General features: G+C 69.9%; 20 protein-coding genes and 2 pseudogenes. 19 read left to right on the forward strand and 3 right to left on the reverse strand.

Going from position 1 to position 20,816, the window contains the following annotated elements; genetic code table 11:
- The first annotated feature begins 44 nt into the window (after positions 1-44).
- The 3 genes from test1122_RS21770 (at position 45) to test1122_RS21780 (ending at position 2,121) form a co-directional block, all read left to right on the forward strand.
- Positions 45-1,226 carry an AAA family ATPase gene (locus test1122_RS21770; protein ID WP_232270844.1) on the forward strand — a complete coding sequence of 394 codons (1,182 nt, stop codon included), beginning with the start codon at positions 45-47 and terminating at the stop codon, positions 1,224-1,226.
- On the forward strand, positions 1,223-1,567 hold the full coding sequence (locus test1122_RS21775) for a nucleotide pyrophosphohydrolase (RefSeq protein ID WP_232270845.1): 345 nt from the start codon (positions 1,223-1,225) through the stop codon (positions 1,565-1,567). The genes test1122_RS21770 and test1122_RS21775 overlap by 4 nt, the downstream gene beginning before the upstream one ends.
- A 110-nt stretch (positions 1,568-1,677) precedes the next feature.
- Positions 1,678-2,121 (forward strand): DUF6099 family protein, encoded by a 444-nt coding sequence (locus test1122_RS21780; protein WP_232270846.1) that lies wholly within the window; start codon positions 1,678-1,680, stop codon positions 2,119-2,121.
- Here test1122_RS21780 and test1122_RS21785 read toward each other — a convergent pair.
- Positions 2,111-2,341: a hypothetical protein gene (locus test1122_RS21785; RefSeq protein WP_232270847.1), complete on the reverse strand. Its 231-nt coding sequence runs from the start codon at positions 2,339-2,341 to the stop codon at positions 2,111-2,113. The two genes, test1122_RS21780 and test1122_RS21785, sit on opposite strands and share 11 nt — an antisense overlap.
- 71 nt (positions 2,342-2,412) lie before the next feature.
- Positions 2,413-3,225: an esterase/lipase family protein gene (locus tag test1122_RS21790; RefSeq protein ID WP_232270848.1), complete on the reverse strand. Its 813-nt coding sequence runs from the start codon at positions 3,223-3,225 to the stop codon at positions 2,413-2,415.
- A gap of 186 nt (positions 3,226-3,411) precedes the next feature.
- Here test1122_RS21790 and test1122_RS21795 point away from each other — a divergent pair, with 186 nt between their 5' ends.
- The 6 genes and pseudogenes from test1122_RS21795 (at position 3,412) to test1122_RS21820 (ending at position 6,653) form a co-directional block, all read left to right on the forward strand.
- Complete coding sequence (locus test1122_RS21795) at positions 3,412-4,335, forward strand: LLM class F420-dependent oxidoreductase (RefSeq protein ID WP_232270849.1); 924 nt, start codon at positions 3,412-3,414, stop codon at positions 4,333-4,335.
- On the forward strand, positions 4,332-5,231 hold the full coding sequence (mmuM, locus tag test1122_RS21800; RefSeq protein WP_232270850.1) for a homocysteine S-methyltransferase: 900 nt from the start codon (positions 4,332-4,334) through the stop codon (positions 5,229-5,231). Before test1122_RS21795 ends, mmuM begins: the two co-directional genes overlap by 4 nt.
- Positions 5,232-5,264: 33 nt before the next feature.
- A pseudogene (locus tag test1122_RS26870) lies at positions 5,265-5,342 on the forward strand (hypothetical protein); the annotation flags it as partial.
- A 235-nt stretch (positions 5,343-5,577) separates the two neighbouring features.
- The gene (locus test1122_RS21810) at positions 5,578-6,030 is read left to right on the forward strand and encodes a hypothetical protein (RefSeq protein WP_232270852.1); all 453 of its coding nucleotides are present in this window, start codon (positions 5,578-5,580) and stop codon (positions 6,028-6,030) included.
- Between the two features lie 42 nt (positions 6,031-6,072).
- Positions 6,073-6,363, forward strand: a complete 291-nt coding sequence (locus tag test1122_RS21815; RefSeq protein WP_232270853.1) for a hypothetical protein — start codon at positions 6,073-6,075, stop codon at positions 6,361-6,363.
- Positions 6,360-6,653 carry a hypothetical protein gene (locus test1122_RS21820; protein WP_232270854.1) on the forward strand — a complete coding sequence of 98 codons (294 nt, stop codon included), beginning with the start codon at positions 6,360-6,362 and terminating at the stop codon, positions 6,651-6,653. Before test1122_RS21815 ends, test1122_RS21820 begins: the two co-directional genes overlap by 4 nt.
- A gap of 232 nt (positions 6,654-6,885) precedes the next feature.
- Here test1122_RS21820 and test1122_RS21825 read toward each other — a convergent pair whose 3' ends face one another.
- Positions 6,886-8,457, reverse strand: coding sequence for an SMI1/KNR4 family protein (locus test1122_RS21825; protein ID WP_232270855.1), 1,572 nt, complete (start codon positions 8,455-8,457; stop codon positions 6,886-6,888).
- A gap of 237 nt (positions 8,458-8,694) precedes the next feature.
- Here test1122_RS21825 and test1122_RS21830 point away from each other — a divergent pair.
- The 10 genes and pseudogenes from test1122_RS21830 to test1122_RS21875 form a co-directional block, all read left to right on the forward strand.
- Positions 8,695-8,886: pseudogene (locus test1122_RS21830) on the forward strand (homocysteine S-methyltransferase family protein); the annotation flags it as partial.
- Between the two features lie 33 nt (positions 8,887-8,919).
- Positions 8,920-10,434, forward strand: coding sequence for a 3' terminal RNA ribose 2'-O-methyltransferase Hen1 (locus test1122_RS21835; RefSeq protein ID WP_232270856.1), 1,515 nt, complete (start codon positions 8,920-8,922; stop codon positions 10,432-10,434).
- Positions 10,431-12,989: a polynucleotide kinase-phosphatase gene (locus test1122_RS21840; protein WP_232270857.1), complete on the forward strand. Its 2,559-nt coding sequence runs from the start codon at positions 10,431-10,433 to the stop codon at positions 12,987-12,989. The genes test1122_RS21835 and test1122_RS21840 overlap by 4 nt, the downstream gene beginning before the upstream one ends.
- A 28-nt stretch (positions 12,990-13,017) precedes the next feature.
- Entirely contained in the window at positions 13,018-13,185 is a 168-nt protein-coding gene (locus test1122_RS21845) for a hypothetical protein (protein WP_232270858.1), read from the forward strand.
- A 56-nt stretch (positions 13,186-13,241) separates the two neighbouring features.
- Positions 13,242-14,465: an arginine deiminase gene (locus test1122_RS21850; protein WP_232270859.1), complete on the forward strand. Its 1,224-nt coding sequence runs from the start codon at positions 13,242-13,244 to the stop codon at positions 14,463-14,465.
- A 63-nt stretch (positions 14,466-14,528) separates the two neighbouring features.
- Entirely contained in the window at positions 14,529-15,530 is a 1,002-nt protein-coding gene (argF, locus tag test1122_RS21855; RefSeq protein ID WP_232270860.1) for an ornithine carbamoyltransferase, read from the forward strand.
- A 71-nt stretch (positions 15,531-15,601) separates the two neighbouring features.
- Positions 15,602-16,777 (forward strand): chromate efflux transporter, encoded by a 1,176-nt coding sequence (gene chrA / locus test1122_RS21860; RefSeq protein ID WP_232270861.1) that lies wholly within the window; start codon positions 15,602-15,604, stop codon positions 16,775-16,777.
- A 283-nt stretch (positions 16,778-17,060) separates the two neighbouring features.
- Positions 17,061-17,888 (forward strand): enoyl-CoA hydratase family protein, encoded by an 828-nt coding sequence (locus test1122_RS21865; protein ID WP_232270862.1) that lies wholly within the window; start codon positions 17,061-17,063, stop codon positions 17,886-17,888.
- A 2-nt stretch (positions 17,889-17,890) separates the two neighbouring features.
- Positions 17,891-20,155 carry a bifunctional salicylyl-CoA 5-hydroxylase/oxidoreductase gene (locus test1122_RS21870; protein ID WP_232272028.1) on the forward strand — a complete coding sequence of 755 codons (2,265 nt, stop codon included), beginning with the start codon at positions 17,891-17,893 and terminating at the stop codon, positions 20,153-20,155.
- A gap of 232 nt (positions 20,156-20,387) precedes the next feature.
- Positions 20,388-20,813: a YchJ family protein gene (locus tag test1122_RS21875; protein ID WP_232270863.1), complete on the forward strand. Its 426-nt coding sequence runs from the start codon at positions 20,388-20,390 to the stop codon at positions 20,811-20,813.
- Positions 20,814-20,816 lie beyond the last annotated feature (3 nt).

Consider the following 20,816-nt stretch of genomic DNA (forward strand, 5'->3'; position numbering starts at 1 on the left):
CTGGAACGGTTCGGCTGTTTGGTGCGCCGATACGTTCCCGGGGTATGAGCGAAACCGCTTCCGGGCACCGCCCGGTCGTGACTGAACTGCGGCTTTCCGCCTTCCGGTCCCACCGTGGCGCGCGTTTCCCGCTGACCCCCCTGACCCTGCTCGCCGGGGCGAGCGGAAGCGGTAAGTCGACCGTGCTGGAGGCGTACGAGGCATTAGCCCGGCTCGCCGCGGGGGAGAGCCTGGGCGCGGTCTTCGGCACCGCGCCGGGTGGCCCGAGCGCGTACGTTCCGCAGGGGGCACGGCCTGACTCCATGGGGCGGCGGGGCTTCCGTATCGGCTGCACCGTGGACGGCCCGGCGGGCGCCGTACGGCTCGATGTCGCCGTACAGGCCGAGCCCGAACTGCGCGTTGTCGGCGAGCGGTTGACCGGCGGCGACCGGGTTCTTTTCGCCACCGCCCTGCGCGATCCGGGGCGCCCCGTCGTACAGGCCGTCTGGCATACGGCGGGTACGACCCCGGTCACCCGGGCGCCGCTGCCCGACGACCAGCTCTGCACGGCACTGCTGCCGCTGCGGGTCGCGGGCACCACGGAGGGACAGCGGCAGGTGCTGGCCGCGGCCGAGCAGACCGTGCTGGCGCTGCGTTCGGCCTTCGCCTGTGATCCGCGCCCTGAATCCATGCGGGTGGCGGTGGCGGCCGGCGACGGGCTGCTGCGCGGCGGCTGCGACAACCTCGCCGCGGTACTGCGGCGCACACGGACCGAGTGTGCCACCCGGCATGCGGCGCTGGTGGCGGCGGTGCGTGCCGGGTGCGCGGGGGCGGCGGTGGAAGATCTGCGGGCTGAGGGGTGCTCGGGCGCCGAGGGCGGGCTGGTACGGGCGGTAGCGGACCGGGGGGCGGCCGGGCGGACCCCACTGGAGTGGCTGGGCGACGGTGAGCTGCGGTACACCGCGCTCGCCCTGGTGCTGCTGACCGGGCCCGGGGTGCTGGAGATGGATCCGGTACGCGAGGTGCTGGCCGCACGGCAGGCCCTCACGGTGCTGGCGGACGGCTTCGACCGCGGGCTGGACGGCCGCCAGGCCCAGGAGCTGCTGGCCCTGGCGGCGCGGATGTGCGAGCGCGGGCACATCCGGCTGCTGGGCACGGTCACCGACGCCGAGCGGGCCGCCGGGACGCCGGGGGCGACGGTGCTGAGGCTCGGCGGCGCGCCGGACGGTGATAAACCTGAGACATGAGTGACCTTGATGTACCGGCCCTTCAGCGGCGGCTGGCCGAGTTCGCGGCCGCCCGCGACTGGGGGCAGTACCACACACCGAAGAACCTCGCCGCCGCGCTGAGCGTGGAGGCCGGGGAGCTGGTGGAGATCTTCCAGTGGCTGACGCCCGAGCAGTCGGCGCGGATCATGGCGGATCCGGATCAGGCACGGCGTGTTGAGGACGAGGTCGCCGATGTCCTGGCGTATCTGCTCCAGTTCTGCGAGGTGCTCGGCATCGATGCGCTCGCAGCGCTGGACGCCAAGATCGACCGCAATGAGAAGCGTTTCCCCGCAAAGGGGGGCGGTCACCCTATGGAGTGAGGGAGTTATCCACTCCGGGCTGCTTATCCACAGATTACGGAAATCACCTAGCTAAACGGGCCATGGGGAGGTCACTGTAGGTAGCGACCAGTCGGGTGAGGGGGAGATGAATGGATGCGGTACGGCTCATCAGGGCTACCAGGCACGCCCTCGCGCGGTGCGAGGAGCTGTCCGACATCGTGGCCGAGTCCTGGCAGGCCCAGGCCCTCGCGGAGGCGGTCGGCTGCCGTCTCGCGCTGGCCGGGCCGCCAGAGGTACGCACGGAGGCCAGCGGGCTCTGTGAAGCCGGTGGCCGTGCCCGTGGCACACTGCGTCACCCGGCGGGGTTAGCCGTTGAGATACGGGCTGCGCGGCTGACGGAGATCCGGGACCCGTGCCGGGCACTGCGCGATCTCGGCGGGCTGCTGGGGGAGTCCGGGGCGGCTTTGGTCCAAGTGGCCGTCGTGGCAGAGGAAGAAGCACTGTACTGGCAGTGTCTGGAGGCCATCGACGCCGCCGATGAGTCCGGTGACCGGGTGGCGGCGATTCTGCGGCGGCTCGCTCTCAGGTCGTAGCTTCCCTCTCCGCGCCGCTGTCCATCTCCACCGGAGTCTCCACCGGGGTTCCCACTGGGGTCCCCACCGGGCGCCGCTCCCCGGTGGACTGGAGGTCGGCGTCGAACTGCGACAGATCGGCGTTGAGCGCGGCCATCAACTCTTCCATCTGCTCAAGCAGGCCCCTGGGGGCACCGCTGTGCTGCGGCAGGCTCGGATCCGGTCCGGCTTCCTGGGGCATGACGTCCTCCTCGGTGGCCGGTCGGTCCGGCTCCGACCTCGCCAACGATCAAGGGCCCCATCGGTCACGGCTCACACCACGCAGTCGGGCTGGAAGCCGGGGTCGGCTGGGCCACGGCGCTCCAGCGCCTCCAGTACCCACTGGGCGACCTCGGGGTGGTTGGGGGCCTGATCGTGCTCGATCGTGTTCAGCGGGCAGGTGTCCTGCAGGGTGGCATTGGTGACCCTGTTCCGCGGCCCGTCGAGGAACGCGCTGGTGTACGGGGTGACGACCTCGTCGTACTTGGTCGTGATCACGGTGTAGTGCGGACCGGGCACCGTGTCGCCACCGGAGTTGAGCTCGGCCATGAACGCGGAGTCCGCCATCTGGTCAGCGCAGGCCGGACAGACGGTGGCCCCGGTGGGGAAGGCCAGCGGATTGGTCGTGCCGTGGTTGGAGGGGACGATGCCGATCAGATCATCGACTCTCTTGTCGCCGCCGAGGAACTTGACGTAGTAGCGGGGCATCATGCCGCCCTGGCTGTGGCCGACGATGTCGGCCTTGCGGGCACCGGTGGCCTTCAGTACCCGGTCGACGAAGGGCTGGAGCTCGGCCGCCGAGTCCGCGACCGGGGCGGTCGCGTTGTCCCCGTAGTCGAGTGCGAAGACGCAGTAGCCCGCGTCGGCCAGCTGCGGGGACAGCACGGTCCAGTTCTTGACCATGTTCTCGAACGTCCCGTGGACGAGGATGACCGGTTCGGGACGGTCCTTCGTCGGCTTGCAGGACCAGTCGTTCGCGCCTGGCGGTGAGACCTCGGAGGCGCCGGCGGCCGGGGGTAGCGCGATGACGGCGGTCAGCGTGGCTACGGCCGAGGCGAGGAACAGGGAGAAGGATCTTCGGCGCATGGCACTTCCTTTGGGTCACCCTGGCCGTGGATGCCTTTGGCGAAGGATCAAGATCCAATACCCGAACCAGGGTCGGCATTGTCGAACGCTAGGGGAATGCTTCGTTCCAGTTAGAGGAGATGTCAAGAGAACGCCCTATGCGAGATGAAACACAGGAATCAGCCAGGCATTGGCAGGATGGGAGTTATGGATCTACGAATCTTCACCGAGCCCCAGCAGGGGGCCAGCTACGAGACGCTGCTCACCGTGGCCAAGGCCACCGAGGATCTGGGCTTCGACGCCTTCTTCCGTTCCGACCACTATCTGGCGATGGGCGACTCCGACGGACTTCCCGGGCCGACCGACGCCTGGATCACCCTGGCCGGGCTCGCCCGGGAGACCAGCCGGATCCGGCTGGGCACCCTGATGACCGCGGGAACCTTCCGGCTGCCCGGTGTGCTGGCCGTCCAGGTCGCCCAGGTGGACGCCATGTCCGGCGGACGCGTCGAGTTCGGGCTGGGCTCGGGCTGGTTCGAGGCCGAGCACACCGCCTATGGAATTCCCTTCCCCAAGGACAAGTTCGCCCGGCTGGAAGAGCAACTGGCGATTATCACCGGACTATGGGAAACCGAGCTCGGTGCAACATTCAGCTATGACGGCACCTATTACCAGCTCACGGACTGTCCCGCACTGCCCAAGCCAGCACAGCGGAAAATCCCCGTGCTGATCGGCGGACACGGCGCGACCCGCACCCCGCGGATCGCCGCGCGGTATGCCGATGAATTCAATATCCCATTCGCCTCCATCGAGGTCAGCGACCGGCAGTTCGGCCGGGTCCGGGCCGCCGCTGTGGAAGAGGGCCGCAAGCCAGACGATCTGGTGTACTCCAACGCGCTGGTGTTCTGCGTCGGCAAGGACGACGCTGAGGTGGCCCGGCGGGCGGCCGCCATCGGCCGGGAAGTCGATGAGCTGAAGGAGAACGGGCTCGCCGGATCCCCGGCGGAGGTGGTCGACAAGATCGGCCGCTATGCGGAGACCGGCTCTTCCCGGATCTACTTGCAGATGCTGGATCTCAGCGACCTCGATCACCTGGAGCTGATCTCCTCCCAGGTCCAGCCGCAGCTGTCATGAGCCGCCCCCCGATCCCGCTCGCCGACGCGCTCAGAGAGGGCACGCTGGTCCTCGACGGCGGACTGTCCAACCAACTGGAGGCGCAGGGCTGCGATCTGGCCGATGAGCTGTGGTCGGCCAGGCTGCTCGCCGACGCCCCCGGCCAGCTTGAGGCGGCCCACGCAGCGTATGTGCGGGCGGGCGCCCGAGTACTCATCACCAGCAGCTACCAGGCCTCCTTCGAGGGCTTCGCCCGCCGGGGGATCGGGCAGGCGGAGGCGAGCGGACTGTTCCGCAGAAGCGTGGAGCTGGCCAGGGCGGCGGGGGAGCGGGAGACCTGGGTGGCGGCCTCGGTCGGGCCGTATGGCGCGGTGCTCGCGGACGGCAGTGAGTACCGGGGGCGTTATGGGCTGAGCGTGGCCGAGCTGGAGCGGTTCCACCGGGCCCGTATCGAGGCGCTGGCCGAGGCGGAGCCGGATGTGCTCGCGCTGGAGACGGTGCCGGACATCGTGGAGGCGCAGGCGCTGCTGCGCGCGGTGGACGGCTGCGGGGTCCCGGTCTGGCTGAGCTACACCATCGCGGAAGGCCGGACCCGGGCCGGGCAGCCGCTCGCCGACGCCTTCGCGCTGGCGGCGGGCAACGACCAGGTGATCGCGGTCGGGGTGAACTGCTGCGCGGCGGCGGAGGTAGAGCACGCCATTACGGTGGCGGCGAGCCAGACCCGTAAGCCGGTGGTCGTCTACCCCAACAGCGGCGAGCGCTGGGATCCGGACCGGGCGGCCTGGCGGGGCACGCCGACCTTTGACCCGGCCCTGCTCAGCGGCTGGCGGGGGGCCGGGGCGCGGTTGATCGGCGGCTGTTGCCGGGTGGGCCCGGACTGTATCGCGGAGTTGGCCGCCGAGCTGGAAAAGCAGTAGGCGTACGGCCTGGCCCGGGCCATACTCGACGGGGTGTTTCTCACCATCACCACCACAGGCAGTGCCGGGCGGCCGGCGACCGATCTCGGATTCCTGCTGCACAAGCATCCGGGGCTGGGTGGACCGGCGGACGTGAGCAGTGATGGCGCGACAGAATCGACGCGCACGTGAGGGTGCGCCGCTTCTTCTCAGGGGACTCGGTGCGCTCGCGTCGCGTCTCGCGACGCCTCCGGATGCGTCTTAGTTCTAGCTGTAGTCTCAACTCTAGACAGGGGGCGAAAAACAGCCGCACTCGCGCTACAGTGGCCCTCACGCAGCCCAAGACGCGGCCGGAGGGAACCCAGTCATGCCGCCCAGGAAGAAGCGCGCCACACTTGCCCGCACAAACCGCCGCCCCCACGTAGACGACGCCACATGGGGCAAAGCCGACGATATCGCGGCCGCCGACGCCATCACCGTTGGCCACCTGCTCACGGTGCTGCTGAACAAGTACGCCTCCGGCGCCATCGACGTCCCCATCCCCAAGGAAGACATCCGCGCCGGCGGGCGCAGCGGACACCTCGCCGCCATCGGCGATGCCGCATGGCACCGAGCCGACCAGCGCCGCGACCGTGAGGGCATCCAGTCCATGAGCGTCCTGTGCGAGCTGCTGCTACGCGAACTCGTAGACGGTCGCGTGACCGCTGGTCTCGACGCCGCCCCCCGCAAGCGCCGCACCCGCCGCGATCAGCGAGCAGCCGAGCCCCACGAGGAAGCAGGCGGGGCCATCACCCCGTCCCTCATCGCCACGGCCGCCTGACCAATCCCGGCACGCCTCACCGAAAGGAACCCCGCGAGCGCCATGTCCACACCCGAACCCCTCCACGGCGACCCCCGCCCCCTCCCACCCCTGCGGACCGTCGGAGACCTCCGCACCGCCCTCCACCAGGGCTACGGGTTCCCCGGAGACGCCGCCGAATTCGAGGCCGAATTCGCCCGCGCCGTCGAACTCTCCGAACCCGACCTCGCCGCCGCCGCCCGCGTCGTCGCCGCCTACCGCGGACACATCTACGCCCGCCATGACCCCCACTTCGAAACCGGCATCGCCGAGGGCATCACCGCCGCCCTCGCCGCCAAGGAGACCCGCGCGTGACTGACGTCATCGCGGTAACCACCGACCTCGCCGAGCAGCAAGCCCGCCGCATTGGCCCGGCCGCTGTCGACGCCCTCAAGAACCTGCGGGCGGAACTCGAAGACAACCCCCGGCTAGGCCGGATGCGCGGCGCGACCCCGGAAGGCGTAGAGGTCTACCTGACGCACATCGAACCCCGGCCGGACATGCCGCCCCTGACCGTGACCTACGTCTACACTCCCGACCCCCCGCCGCCGACCGTCGCAATCTCCGTCGTCACGCCACACGACACCCCTGAAGACGACACCTGACCCCGCCCCGCCGTCCGTTGGTGGGGGCTGCGCACGACGGGCACCACCCCGAACCCTCCACCTGCGGCTTGCGTCGAAGCGCGTGGCCGTGCCAGCGGAAGAGGTCAGCTCGCCAGCACCCGCCGGGGTTTGGGGGCTTTCCGGCCGTTGCGGAGCCGCCGCCAGCCGCTCCCGTGCAGGAGTCGGCCCGGTTGTGTGACGACGACCGGTGTCGTCTCCGGGGCGGGGCATTTCACCCGCCAATGGACTTAAGGATGCCGGTGACGCGGAGGGCGTTCTCGGTGTTGAGGCCGAGGCGGGCCGCCCAGGCGAGGGCGTCGTCGAGGGTGGCGTCTGGGTCGGCCAGGCGGGCGGCGGCGAGGGTGGGTGGCACTTTGCCGTCGTTCAGCAGGGTGGTCCACTGGCGTCCGGTGAGGGAGAGGTAGCGGAGGTCCGTCAGGTCGGCCAGGACGGTCGGGTCGGGGACATCGGCTCCGGAGAGGTCGAGGCCGCGCAGGTGAGGGACGGTCCGCAGCGGGGTGAGGTCGGCCGGGACGGTGGTGGTCAGGTCGAGGGAGGCGAGGTGGGGGTGGCCTGCGAGCGGGGTCAGATTGCCGTCGTCGAGGGTGATGCGCAGAGATTCGACGGGCAGTTCGCGCACCGGCGTCAGGTCGGCGGTGGTGGAGCGGTTGAGGTGCAGTCGGCGGAGGCTGGGGGCGGCGGTGAGCGGGGCTAGGTCGACAAGGCCGGTGGCGTCGTTGATGTGGATTGCCTGGAGGGTGGGCGGGACCTCATCGGGGCTGTCGCCGATGATCTGCTGGGGGGCGGGATCACAGGCGGGTTCGAGCAGGGAGATGTAGCCGCCGTGCTTCTCGTACGCGCCTTGGTCAAGCAGTTCCAGGTAGTGGCCGAGGAGTGAGGTGATCGAGTCACCGACGTAGGCGGGCCCGTCGTCGTAGTCGCGGCCGGTGCAGATGATCTGGCCGGGGCGGCCGTTGCGGGCCGGGGCCGTGTCGACGGCTAGGAAGTTGCCGTCCTCGCTGGTGGCGAAGCGCAACCAGCCGGGGTGGCCTCCGCAGCGGCGGACGGTATTGGTGGGGGTAGCGTCGAAGACGACGGCGTCCCATTCCAGGTCCCAGCCGTACCAAGGCCGTTCGCCCGCGCTCCACACGGTGTGCTCAGCGACGAGGTTCTCCAGCGACAGCCAGGCGTTGCCCTGGAACAGGTAGCGGTTCTCGTAGCCAACGCCGTCGCCGTCGGCGATCGTGTAGAGCGCCCGCAGGTCGGTTGGCAGGCGGCGGCCGAGGCGGCGTTCGGCTTCGTCGATTGCGGCGGCGGTGGCGGGCGGGGGCAGTTCGTCGGAGTGTCCCAGGATCGCGGCGCGCCGCTCGAGGTAGGCGTGGAAGCGGTCCACGGCCAGCTCGGAGTCGCCCGTCGGTGCGGCGGTGCCGGGCTCTTGGTGCAGGCCGGGCTGGAGCAAGTGGTAGTCGGGTTCCAGGACCACTTGGAAACCACTGCCGATCCCTGTCACCCGGGTGATGGCGTCGTTGAAGGCGACGAGCCGGTACTCGCCGGACGGCCGGCACTGGATCTCGAGGCTGACGGGTTCCCAGCCGCGGTCTTTGCACAGTTTCTCCGCCAGTGACATGAGTTCCTCGTAGGGGTTGGGCACGCCGGCGTGCCAGTGTTCCCTCCGCGAGGTGTAGCCCCCGGTCACCGAGGTACCGCCCCGCCCTGCCAGGCCGTGCATTACTGCGTGCGTCCACCCGCTCGGGGCCTTCGCGGCGATCGCCTCAACTATCGGTCGTACCGCCTGATCCACCATGCTCTGCTCCCGTGCTGTCAACGTTGCCGCGCATCATGGCAGTGACCACTGACATTGAGACTGTGTGGCCTGGACGCGCCAGACATCGAGCAGCAAGAAGCGTGAGAACGCCTGTCGGCGTAGACGCTAAAGCCCTCAACCGCGCACAGTTGAGTGTGCTCAGTAGGACGTGACGGGCCTCGTCGTGGGCGGCGCGGCCGGTGGTCGCGGTGGGGGCGGGTGTCGGCCAGGGCGGCGAGGCCGGTGGTCGTCTACCCCAACAGTGGCGAGCGCTGGGATCCGGAGCGGGGGTCCTGGCGGGGCACGCCGACCTTTGACCCGGCTCTGCTCAGCGGCTGGCGGGTGGCCGGGGCGCGGTTGATCGGCGGCTGCTGCCGGGTGGGCCCGGACCGTATCGCGGAGTTGGCCGCCGAGCTGGAAAAGCAGTAGGCGTACGGCCTGGCCCGGGCCATACTCGGCCGGGTGTTTCTCACCATCACCACCGCAGGCAGTGCCGGGCGGCCGGCGACCGATCTCGGATTCCTGCTGCACAAGCATCCGGAGAAGGCGCAGACGTTCTCGACCTCATACGGCACCGCGCACGTCCTTTATCCGGAGGCGAGCGCACGGCGGTGCACTGCGGCGCTGCTGCTGGAGGTCGACCCGGTCGCGCTGGTCAAGCGGGGCCGGGGCAGGGGGCGTGGCGGCGCCGCCGACTCGGCGTTGGCGCAGTACGTCAACGACAGGCCGTATGCCGCTTCCTCGCTGCTGGCCGTGGCGCTGAGCGCTGTCTTCCGCACCGCGTTGCAGGGCCAGTGCGCCGCCCGCCCCGAGCTGGCGGTCCAGCCGCTGCCGCTGCGGATCGAGGTGCCCGCGCTGCCCGCGCGCGGCGGTGCGGAGATGGTACGGCGGCTCTTTGAGCCGCTGGGCTGGATGGTCGAGGCCGAACCCGTCCCGCTGGATGAGCAGTTCCCCGCGTGGGGCGACTCCCGCTATGTACGGCTGGCGCTGGACGGGGAGGCCCGGCTGGCCGACGCACTGCGGCAGCTCTACGTACTGCTGCCGGTGCTGGATGGGGCCAAGCACTACTGGGTCGCCGCCGATGAGGTCGACAAGCTGTTGCGCGCGGGCGAGGGCTGGCTGGAGAACCACCCGGAACAGAAGATCATCGTGGGTCGGTATCTGGCCCGTCGCGGCGCGCTGACCCGCCAGGCGCTGGAGCGCCTTGAGCTGGCCCGGCTTGCCGAGGCCGACGACAGCGAGGCCGAGGAGCTCGACAACGCCGTCGACGAGTTCGACGAGTTCGACGAGTTCGACGAGTCCGACCAGGCCGACGAGTCCGCCGAGGACACCGACGCCGAGGACAAGCCGGTGCCGCTCGCCGTACAGCGACGGGACGCCATTCTCAGCGCGCTGCGTGAGTCCGGCGCGGGCCGGGTGCTGGATCTGGGCTGCGGCCCGGGGCACTTGATATCGGTACTGCTCAAGAACCCGCAGTTCACGGAGGTCGTCGGCGTCGATGTGTCGATGCGCGCCCTCCAGATGGCCAGTCGGCGGCTCCGGCTGGAACGGATGGGCGAGCGCCAGGCCTCCCGTATCAAGCTGCTGCAAGGCGCACTCACCTACACCGACTCCCGGCTGCGGGGATATGACGCGGCAGTGCTCAGCGAGGTCATCGAGCATGTCGATCCGCCCCGGCTCACCGCCCTGGAGTACGCCGTGTTCGGCGCGGCCCGGCCCGCGACCGTCATCGTGACCACGCCCAACGTCGAGTACAACGTGCGTTGGGAGTCCTTGCCCGCCGGGCAGGTACGCCACGCCGACCACCGCTTCGAGTGGAACCGGGAGGAGTTCCGCACCTGGGCCGAGTCGGTCGCCGCACAGCACGGCTACACCGCTGAGCTGCGCCCCGTCGGCCCCGATGACCCAGAGGTCGGCCCACCCACCCAGCTGGCACTTTTCCGAATCGCCAACACCACGAAGGAGGCAGTCGCATGACGGCGCTCGCCGTGCCCGATCTGTCTCTTGTCGTGCTGATCGGCACCACCGGATCCGGAAAATCCACGTTCGCCCGGCGTTACTTCAAGCCGACCGAGGTCATCTCCTCGGATGTCTGCCGTGGGCTGGTCGCCGACGATGAGAACGACCAGAGCGCCACCCCCGACGCCTTTGACGTCCTGGACTACATCACCGGCAAGCGGCTAGCCGCAGGCCGGCTCACCGTGATCGATGCGACGAACGTCCAGCCCGAATCACGCCGTAAGCTGGTGCGACTGGCCCGCGAGCACGATGTGCTGCCAGTCGCGATCGTCCTCGACGTCCCCGAGCGCGTCTGTCTCGAGCGCAACGCGCAACGCCCCGATCGGGCCGGTATGCCCCCGCACGTCGTCCCGCGCCAGCGGCGCGAGCTGCGCCGTTCGCTGCGCGGTCTGGAGGGCGAGGGCTTTCGCAAGGTTCATGTCCTGCGCGGTACGGAGGAGATCGAGGCCGCCGAAATCACCCTGGAGCGGCGCTTCAACGATCTGCGGCACCTCACCGGCCCGTTCGACATCATCGGCGATATCCACGGCTGCCGCTCCGAGCTGGAGACCCTGCTCGGCGACAAGCTCGGCTATGTCATCGACCGGGACGTGGAAGGCCGCCCCATCGACGCCCGGCATCCCGAGGGCCGTACGGCTGTCTTCGTCGGCGACCTCGTCGACCGTGGCCCGGACAGCCCCGGTGTGCTGCGGCTGGTGATGGGCATGGTGGCGTCCGGTGCCGCGCTGTGTGTGCCCGGCAACCATGAGCAGAAGCTCGGCCGGTACCTCAAGGGCCGTAACGTCAAGCAGACCCATGGGCTGGCCGAGACCATCGAGCAGCTGGCCAAGGAGGACGAGGCCTTCGTCGCGGCGGTACGGGAGTTCATTGACTCGCTGGTCAGCCACTACGTACTGGACGGCGGCCAGCTGGTCGTCTGCCACGCCGGGCTGCCGGAGAAGTACCACGGCCGGACCTCGGGCCGGGTGCGTTCGCACGCACTGTACGGGGACACCACCGGCGAGACGGATGAGTTTGGCCTGCCGGTGCGCTACCCATGGGCCGAGGAGTACCGGGGCCGGGCGGCGGTCGTCTACGGCCACACCCCGACCCCGCGCGCGTCCTGGCTCAACAACACCATCTGTCTGGACACCGGCTGTGTCTTCGGCGGCACCATGACCGCGCTGCGCTGGCCGGAGCGTGAGCTCATCGACGTACCGGCCGAACAGGTCTGGTACGAGCCGGTGAAGCCGCTCACCAACGCCGCCCCCGGTGGCGCCGACGGGCGGCCGCTGGACCTCGCCGATGTGCACGGCCGCAAGATCGTCGAAACTCGGTACGCGGGCCGTATCTCGGTGAAGGAGGAGAACTCCGCGGCCGCGCTGGAGGTGATGAGCCGCTTCGCGATAGACCCGCGACTGCTCGCCTACCTCCCGCCGACCATGGCACCGTGCGCCACCTCACAGTTGGACGGCTACCTTGAGCACCCGGCCGAGGCGTTCGCCGCCTACCGGTCCGACGGCATACGCCGGGTGGTGTGCGAGGAGAAGCACATGGGCTCCCGGGCGGTGGCCCTGATCTGCCGCGATGCGGAGGCCGCACGCGAGCGCTTCAGCGCCACCGGTGGCGTCTCGGGCGCCCTGCACACCCGCACGGGGCGCCCGTTCTTCGACGACCACGAGCGCAGCGAGCAAGTGCTGGCCGGTATCCGCGCCTCCATCACCGGCGCCGGGCTCTGGGAGGAGCTGGCCACCGACTGGCTGCTGCTTGACGCGGAGCTGCTGCCCTGGTCGCTGAAGGCCACCGGACTGCTGCGCCAGCAGTACGCCGCGGTGGGCGCCGCATCCCGGGCGGTCTTCCCGGGCGCGCTGGCCGCGCTGGAGCAGGCGGCGGCGCGTGGTGTGCCGGTCGGCGAGCTGCTGGACCGGCAGCGGGACCGCGCGGCGGACGCGGCGGCGTTCACCGAGTCCTACCGCCGCTACTGCTGGCCGGTGGACGGTCTGGACGGCATCCGGTTCGCGCCGTTCCAGCTGCTGGCCGCCCAGGGCCGCAGCCTCGCGGACGTACCGCACGACCGCCAACTCGCCTGGCTGGACCGCATGGTAGAAGCCGACAGCAGCGGCCTCCTCCAGCGAACCGGCCGCCTGATCGTCGACACCGCGAACGCGGCATCGGTCGCCGAAGGCACCGACTGGTGGCTGAACCTCACCGCCGAGGGCGGCGAGGGCATGGTGGTCAAGCCCCTCCAGGCGATGGCGCGCGGCACGGACGGACGGCTGATCCAGCCGGGCATCAAGTGCCGTGGCCGGGAGTATCTGCGGATCATCTACGGTCCGGAGTACACCCGCCCGGACCAGCTGAAGCAGCTACGCTTCCGCCACCTTGGCCACAAACGCTCACTGGCCCTGCGCGAGTACGCGCTGAGTCTGGAGGCACTGGACCGGCTGGCCGCCGACGAGCCACTGTGGCGGGTCCACGAGGCAGTCTTCGCCGTCCTCGCCCTGGAGTCAGAGCCGGTCGACCCCCGTCTGTAGACCGCCTTCCAGAAACCTCCACGATGTTGTGGGCACTCGTGCTGGCCGCGGGCTGCCGCTCGCCATTTACCTCCCCGAGGCGAGTCTCGTCTACCCCACACACGACCAGTTCGGCTACGCACGCGAGCCCGACGGCACCCACCACGCGTGGCACATCCCCGCCGACCACCGCTGGGACCTGAGAAAACTCACTTGACTGTCCCCGGGCTGCCTAACCACCCCTGAGCGGTGAAAGGGGGCCAAGATAGGGGCATGGGATTCCATGTCGACTCCGAGGCCGGGCGGCTGCGCCGCGTCATCGTGCACCGCCCGGATCTGGAGCTGAAGCGGCTCACCCCCACGAATAAGGGCGACCTGCTCTTTGACGACGTCCTGTGGGTGCGGCGTGCCCGGCAGGAACATGACGCCTTCGCGGACGCGCTGCGTGACCGGGGTATCGAGGTGCATCTCTTCGGCGATCTGCTGACCGAGACCCTGGATATTCCGGTCGCCCGGGCGCTCGTCCTGGACCGGGTCTTCGATGAGAAGGAGTACGGCCCGCTCGCCACCGACCATCTGCGTGCCGCTTTCGATCAGCTGCCCACGGCTGAGCTGGCCGAGGCGCTGATCGGGGGCATGACCAAGCGGGAGTTCCTGGAGCGGCATCCCGAGCCGACCTCGGTCCGCTTCCATGTGATGGACCGCGACGACTTCCTGCTGAATCCGCTCCCCAATCACATCTTCACCCGTGACACCTCGGCGTGGATCTACGACGGCGTCGCCGTCAACGCGATGCGCTGGCCCGCCCGGCAGCGCGAGACCGTTCACTTTGAGGCGATCTACCGTCACCACCCGCTCTTCTCCGGCAATGACTTCAGGTTCTGGTCCACGGGAGAGAGCACCCATCCCTCCACCATTGAGGGCGGTGATGTGCTGGTCATCGGCGCTGGCGCGGTGCTGATCGGTATGAGCGAGCGGACCACTCCGCAGGCCGTGGAGACGCTGGCTCGTGAGCTGTTCGCGGTCGGTTCCGCCCATACGATCGTGGCGCTGGACATGCCCAAGCGGCGGTCCTTTATGCACCTCGACACCGTGATGACGATGATCGACGGAGATACGTTCACCCAGTACGCGGGCCTGGGCATGCTCCGCTCGTACACCATTGAGCCCGGCGGGGGCGAGCATGAGCTGAAGGTCACCGACCATCCGCCGGAGCATATGCACCACGCGATCGCCGCCGCCCTGGGGCTCGATGGCATCCGGGTGCTGACCGCCACCCAGGATGTGCACTCGGCCGAGCGTGAGCAGTGGGATGACGGCTGCAATGTCCTGGCCGTGGAACCGGGGGTCGTGGTCGCCTATGACCGTAATGTCACCACCAATACGCATCTGCGTAGGCAAGGCATTGAGGTACTGGAGATCCCCGGTAGTGAGCTGGGCCGGGGGCGGGGCGGGCCGCGCTGTATGAGCTGTCCGGTGGAGAGGGTGGCTGTATAGAGATGCGGTGCATCGTATATACTTCCAGCCTCTCTCTGTATGTACGCGAGCTAGGAGCCCCCTATGGCGATTGACCTCAAGGGCCGCCACTTCCTCAAGGAGCTGGACTTCACCCCCGAGGAGTTCCGCCAGCTGCTGACCCTGGCCGCCGAGCTGAAGGCCGCCAAGAAGATGGGCACCGAGCGGCAGCGGCTCAGCGGTAAGAACATCGCGCTGATCTTTGAGAAGACCTCCACCCGCACCCGCTGTGCCTTTGAGGTGGCCGCCGCCGATCAGGGCGCCAGGACCACGTATCTCGACCCGTCCGGCTCACAGATCGGCCACAAGGAGTCGGTCAGGGACACCGCCCGGGTGCTGGGCCGGATGTATGACGGCATCGAGTACCGGGGTGCTGGCCAGGAGGTCGTTGAGGAGCTTGCCGCGCACGCCGGGGTGCCGGTCTTCAACGGTCTCACCGATGAGTGGCATCCCACCCAGATGCTCGCCGATGTCCTCACCATGACCGAGCACAGCGACAAGCTCTTGGAACAGGTCGCTTACGCCTACCTGGGGGATGCCCGGTACAACATGGGCAACTCCTACCTCATCACCGGGGCTCTGCTCGGGATGGACGTCCGGATCGTCGCACCCAGGGAGCTGTGGCCGCAGGAATCCGTGATCGCCGAGGCGCGTGCCCTGGCCGAGCGCACCGGGGCCCGTGTCACCCTCACCGAGGAGGTCGCCGACGGGGTGCGCGGCGCTGACTTTGTCGCCACCGATGTCTGGGTCTCCATGGGGGAGCCCAAGGAGGTCTGGGACGAGCGCATCGCACTGCTCGCCCCCTACGCCGTGACCATGGATGTCCTGCGGGCCACCGGTAATCCGGAGGTGAAGTTCCTGCACTGCCTCCCGGCCTTCCACGATCTGGGTACGGCCGTCGGCCGGGAGATTTATGAGCGGCATGGGCTGGAATCCCTCGAAGTCACCGATGAGGTCTTCGAGTCCGCGCACTCCATCGTCTTCGACGAGGCCGAGAACCGGATGCACACCATCAAGGCGGTGCTGGTCGCCACCGTGTGCCCATAGTCATACGGGTCAGCGTCATACGGGTCAGCGGGCCGCCGAGGTCGTACGCGTACGAGAGAAGGGGCACCGCGGTGAGCGATACCGCACCTCGGGTCGGGCTCGGCACCATCGCCCGGGAGTGGGGAAGGATCGGCTGCGTCGGTTTCGGCGGGCCGCCCGCACATATCTCGCTGCTCCGCGATCTCTGTGTGGAACGCCGGAAGTGGATCAAAGCGGGGGACTTTGAGGACGGTATCGCCGCGACGAACCTCCTCCCGGGACCGGCCTCCACCCAGCTGGCCATCCTCACCGCCTGGCGGCTACGCGGGGCGCCCGGGGCGATGGTCGGTGGGGTCTGCTTCATCCTGCCGGGTCTTGTGCTCATTCTGGCCCTGGCCGCGCTCTTCCTGGCCGGGGATCCGCCCCGGTGGGTCAGCGGCGCGGCGGCGGGCGCGGGCGCGGCGGTCGCCGGGGTCGCGGCGCAGGCCGCACTCAGGCTGGGCCCGGCCAGTCGGCGACGCGCCGAGGGTCGTGCCGCGCGGCGTCGTTGGTATGTGTACGTAGCCGTCGGTGCGTTGGCCACGATTCTGACCGGGCCCTGGCTGGTCCTGATCCTGCTCGCGGTGGGGTTCTTCGAGGTGGGCGTCCGTGCTCGCGCCACGGCGGGGGATGAGGGGGAGGGGCGTCTGGGAGCCTGGCCGCTGCTCGCCGCCGCGCCGGCGGCGATGGCCACCGGCGGGCTGGGCGCGCTCAGCTGGGTGGCCTTCAAGATCGGTGCGCTGTCCTATGGCGGCGGCTTTGTGATCATCCCGCTGATGCAGTCCGACGCCGTGAACCTCTACGGCTGGATGACCGAGGGTCAGTTTCTGAACGCCGTCGCGCTGGGCCAGATCACTCCGGGGCCGATCGTCCAGACCGTCGCCGTTGTGGGCTATGCCGCCGCCGGTCTCGGCGGTGGACTCCTGGCGGCGGCCGTCGCCTTCGGGCCGTCCTTTCTGTTTGTTCTTCTCGGTGCTCGGCGCTTTGACCGGCTGCGCCGGCATCGCGCCGCGCAGTCTTTCTTTCTTGGCGCGGGCCCCGCTGTCGTCGGCGCCATCGCGGGCTCGGCGGTGCCGCTTGCGCTGGCCCTCCAGCACGCATGGCAGTTCGGGGTGCTGGCCGCCGCCGCGGTCTGGCTGCTGGCGGCGCGGCGCGGAGTGGTTCCGGCGCTGCTTGGTGCGGGCGCGGCGGGAGTGGTCGCCGCGCTCGCGGGCCTGCCCACGTCGTAGCTTCCCCAGCCCCGCCCCTTCCCGTAACTGGGGGCTTGCGCCCCCAGGCCCCCGCCTGTTGTTGGGCAATATCCCCAGGCTTCGTCCGGTCCCCCGGGCCCCCGGGAAGGGGCGGATTGGGAACCCCCACCGGGGACCGAGTGCGTGCGCGCCCAGCCCCTGAACCGTGCTGGGAGCCTGAACCCGGGGGCGAAGCCCCGCGCGGCGGAGCGGCAACGCCCGGAAGAGGTCATCGTATTGCGCACTCGTGACGACGGTAAGGAAGCGGTGATACGTTCCCCGTATGAGCCCGTTCACCGGTTCCGCTCGCCGTACCGAAGAATGGCAACACCTCAAGGTCGGCCGTGACGATGGCGTCGTCACCGTCACCCTTGACCGGCCCGACAAGCTCAACGCCCTGACCTTCCAGGCCTACGCGGACCTTCGCGACCTGCTCGCCGAGCTGTCCCGGGAGAGATCCGCCCGCGCCCTGGTACTCGGCGGCGAGGGCCGGGGCTTCTGCTCAGGCGGCGATGTCGACGAGATCATCGGCGCCACGCTGGAGATGGACACCGGCCAGCTTCTCGACTTCAACCGGATGACCGGACAGGTCGTTCGCGCGATCCGGGAGGCGCCCTTCCCCGTGGTCGCCGCCGTCCATGGCGCCGCCGCGGGCGCGGGCGCCGTGCTCGCCCTCGCCGCTGACTTCCGGGTCGCCGACCCCACCGCCCGCTTCTCCTTCCTGTTCACCAGGGTCGGACTGTCCGGCGGCGATATGGGAGCCGCGTATCTGTTGCCCCGGGTGGTGGGGCTGGGCCATGCCACCCGGATCCTGATGCTCGGCGAACCCGTCCGTGCCGTCGAGGCGGAACGTATCGGCCTGATCAGTCAGTTGGCCGACGAGGGCCAGGCCCACCGGTCGGCGGAGGCCCTCGCCCGCCGTCTCGCGGAGGGGCCCGCGCTCGCCCATGCCCAGACCAAGGCGCTGCTCACCGCCGAGCTCGACCTCCCGCTCTCCGCCGCCGTCGAACTGGACGCCGCGACCCAGGCGCTCCTGATGAACAGCGCCGACTACGCAGAATTCCACGCCGCCTTCACCGAGAAGAGGCCGCCCAAGTGGCAGGGCAGATAGCGATGCGCGTCGCCGTCATCGGCGGCGGCCCCGGCGGGCTCTACGCCGCCGCCCTCCTCAAACGGCTCGACCCCCGCCGCGACATCACCGTCTGGGAACGCAACGCCCCACAGGACACCTTCGGCTTCGGCGTCGTCCTCTCCGATGAGACGCTGGGCGGCATCGAGCACGCCGACCCAGCCGTCTACGCGGCGCTCCAGGAGGAGTTCGTCCGCTGGGACGACATCGACATCGTCCACCGTGGCCGGACGCTGACCTCCAGCGGTCATGGCTTCGCGGCGCTGAGCCGCCGACGCCTCCTCGCCGTACTGCACGACCGCTGCCGACAGCTGGGCGTGGAGCTCCGCTTCCGGACCGAGGCCCCGCCCGCCGCCGCACTCGCCGATACGCACGACCTGGTCATCGCCGCCGACGGCGTGCACAGCACCACCCGGGAGGCGCACCGCGACGCCTTCCGCCCGCACCTCACCACGCACCGCTGCCGCTATATCTGGCTCGCCGCCGACTTCGCCTTCGACGCCTTCCGTTTTGAGATCGCCGAGACCGAGCATGGTGTCCTGCAGCTCCATGGCTACCCCTACGCAACCGACGCCTCCACCGTCATCGTGGAGACGCGCGAGGAGGTGTGGCGAGCGGCGGGCCTGGACAGCTGCGATGAGAGGGAGTCCGCCGAGCGCTGCGCCAAGCTCTTCGCCGACGCACTCGGCGGACGGCCGCTGCGCGGCAACAACTCACCGTGGATCGCCTTCCGTACGGTCGTCAATGAGCGCTGGTCCCATGGCCATACCGTGCTGCTCGGCGACGCCGCACACACCGCACACTTCTCCATCGGCTCCGGCACCAAGCTCGCCGTCGAGGACGCCCTGGCGCTCGCCGCCTGCCTGCAGGAACAGCCCGATATCCGCGCCGCGCTCACCGCGTACGAGGCTGAGCGCCGTCCCGTCGTCCAGTCCACCCAGCGCGCGGCCCGGGCCAGCCTGGAGTGGTTCGAGGACCTGGCCACCTATACCGACCAGCCGCCGCACCAGTTCGCCTTCAACCTCCTCACCCGCAGCCGCCGGGTCACCCATGACAACCTCCGGCTGCGCGATGCCGCGTTTGTCTCCGCCGTGGAGCGCGAGGCGGCGGTGCCGCCCGGCACGCCCCCCATGTTCACGCCTTTCCGGCTCGGCGGCCTGACCTTGCGTAACCGCGTCGTGGTCTCCCCGATGGATATGTACTCCGCCCGGGACGGCGTCCCCGGCGACTTTCACCTTGTCCATCTCGGCGCCCGCGCGCTCGGCGGCGCCGGGCTGACCATGACGGAGATGGTCTGCGTCAGCCCGCAGGGCCGTATCACCCCCGGCTGCACGGGGCTGTGGACGGACGGACAGGAAGCCGCCTGGCGCCGTATCACCGAGTTCGTCCACGCCCAGTCGCCGACCGCCGCCATCGGCGTCCAGCTCGGTCACTCCGGCCGCAAGGGCTCCACCCGGCTGATGTGGGAGGGTATCGATCAGCCGCTCACCACGGGCAACTGGCCCGTGGTGGCCCCTTCCCCCATTCCTTACCGGGCGGGTGTCAACCAGATACCACACGCCCTGACCGCCAGAGAACTCGCCGTGGTACGCGCCCAGTTCGCCGCTTCTGCGCACCGCGCCGCCCGGGCGGGCTTCGATCTGCTCGAACTCCACTGCGCGCACGGCTATCTGCTGTCCAGCTTCCTCTCCCCGCTCACCAACCACCGCACCGACGCCTACGGGGGCGATATCACCGCCCGGCTCCGCTTCCCCCTCGAAGTCCTCGACGCCATCCGTGAAATCTGGCCGGATGACCGCGCCCTCACCGTCCGCGTCTCCGCTACCGACTGGGCCGAAGGCGGCACCACACCCGAGGACGCCCTCACCATCGCCGCCGCCTTCGCCCAGCACGGCGCTGACGCCATCGATGTCTCTACCGGCCAGGTCACTCCCGACGAGCGCCCCGACTACGGCCGCTCCTACCAGACCCCGTATGCCGACCGCATCCGTAACACCCTCGGCGTCCCCGTCATCGCGGTGGGCGCCATCTCCTCCTGGGATGACGTCAACTCCCTGATCGTCGCGGGCCGCGCCGACCTGTGCGCGCTGGCCCGCCCGCACCTCTACGATCCGCACTGGACCCTGCACGCCGCCGCCGACCAGGGCTATACGGGCCCGGCCGCGCCGTGGCCCCGGCCCTACCAGGCGGGCAGCCGCCGACCCCCGACCGGCCGCACGGACGCTCCCAAACCCCGGCTCACCCTGTGACAGGCCGCAGGGGACCCCTCGTCGGCGCGGATGTTCTCCCGGCGCCGGAGCAGGGAGGGCAGCCGCCGTGTCAGGCGGGTCATGAGTTGGGCGAGCTCCCTGCCGTGTCCGGCCGCTCCGTCATCGCGACGGTGCCATCATCGAGGCCCGCCGTCTCCCGCCGCCGGGTGCCGGAAGGCCGCGCTCGTGAGCTTGGCCACTCGGGCGAGCGGTCCGGGTGACAATGGGGGGCATGTCCTCGAGCAGCTCGCGCCCGCGTCGGCGCACGGCCGACGCCTCACCGTGCCCCTGCGGGTCATCCTCGTCGTACGGGGCGTGCTGCGGGCCGCTGCACTCCGGGCAGAGCGCGGCCGCCGACGCGAAGACGCTGATGCGCTCACGGTTCAGTGCCTTCGCCGTCCAGGACGAGGCCTATCTGCTGCGGACCTGGCATCCCGGCACCCGCCCGGCACGTATCGACTTCGACCGCGGGACGCGCTGGACGGGCCTGGACATCCTGGACACCGATGCCGGGAGCCCGTTCCACCCGACGGGGACGGTCACCTTCCGCGCCCACTACACCCACCGCGGCCGTGCGGGCACCCTGCGAGAACGCAGCCGGTTCGTCCGGTACGAGGGTGCCTGGGTCTATATGGACGGTGAGATCTCCGCGGAGTAGCCG

The organism is Streptomyces gobiensis (assembly GCF_021216675.1).
Taxonomy (GTDB): domain Bacteria; phylum Actinomycetota; class Actinomycetes; order Streptomycetales; family Streptomycetaceae; genus Streptomyces; species Streptomyces gobiensis.

Coding starts and splice junctions, on each gene's coding strand:
- test1122_RS21770 (WP_232270844.1), top strand. CDS start 45: ATGAGCGAAACCGCTTCCGGGCACCGCCCGGTCGTGACTGAACTGCGG.
- test1122_RS21775 (WP_232270845.1), top strand. CDS start 1,223: ATGAGTGACCTTGATGTACCGGCCCTTCAGCGGCGGCTGGCCGAGTTC.
- test1122_RS21780 (WP_232270846.1), top strand. CDS start 1,678: ATGGATGCGGTACGGCTCATCAGGGCTACCAGGCACGCCCTCGCGCGG.
- test1122_RS21785 (WP_232270847.1), bottom strand. CDS start 2,341: ATGCCCCAGGAAGCCGGACCGGATCCGAGCCTGCCGCAGCACAGCGGT.
- test1122_RS21790 (WP_232270848.1), bottom strand. CDS start 3,225: ATGCGCCGAAGATCCTTCTCCCTGTTCCTCGCCTCGGCCGTAGCCACG.
- test1122_RS21795 (WP_232270849.1), top strand. CDS start 3,412: ATGGATCTACGAATCTTCACCGAGCCCCAGCAGGGGGCCAGCTACGAG.
- mmuM (WP_232270850.1), top strand. CDS start 4,332: ATGAGCCGCCCCCCGATCCCGCTCGCCGACGCGCTCAGAGAGGGCACG.
- test1122_RS21810 (WP_232270852.1), top strand. CDS start 5,578: ATGCCGCCCAGGAAGAAGCGCGCCACACTTGCCCGCACAAACCGCCGC.
- test1122_RS21815 (WP_232270853.1), top strand. CDS start 6,073: ATGTCCACACCCGAACCCCTCCACGGCGACCCCCGCCCCCTCCCACCC.
- test1122_RS21825 (WP_232270855.1), bottom strand. CDS start 8,457: ATGGTGGATCAGGCGGTACGACCGATAGTTGAGGCGATCGCCGCGAAG.
- test1122_RS21840 (WP_232270857.1), top strand. CDS start 10,431: ATGACGGCGCTCGCCGTGCCCGATCTGTCTCTTGTCGTGCTGATCGGC.
- test1122_RS21850 (WP_232270859.1), top strand. CDS start 13,242: ATGGGATTCCATGTCGACTCCGAGGCCGGGCGGCTGCGCCGCGTCATC.
- argF (WP_232270860.1), top strand. CDS start 14,529: ATGGCGATTGACCTCAAGGGCCGCCACTTCCTCAAGGAGCTGGACTTC.
- test1122_RS21865 (WP_232270862.1), top strand. CDS start 17,061: ATGAGCCCGTTCACCGGTTCCGCTCGCCGTACCGAAGAATGGCAACAC.
- test1122_RS21870 (WP_232272028.1), top strand. CDS start 17,891: ATGCGCGTCGCCGTCATCGGCGGCGGCCCCGGCGGGCTCTACGCCGCC.
- test1122_RS21875 (WP_232270863.1), top strand. CDS start 20,388: ATGTCCTCGAGCAGCTCGCGCCCGCGTCGGCGCACGGCCGACGCCTCA.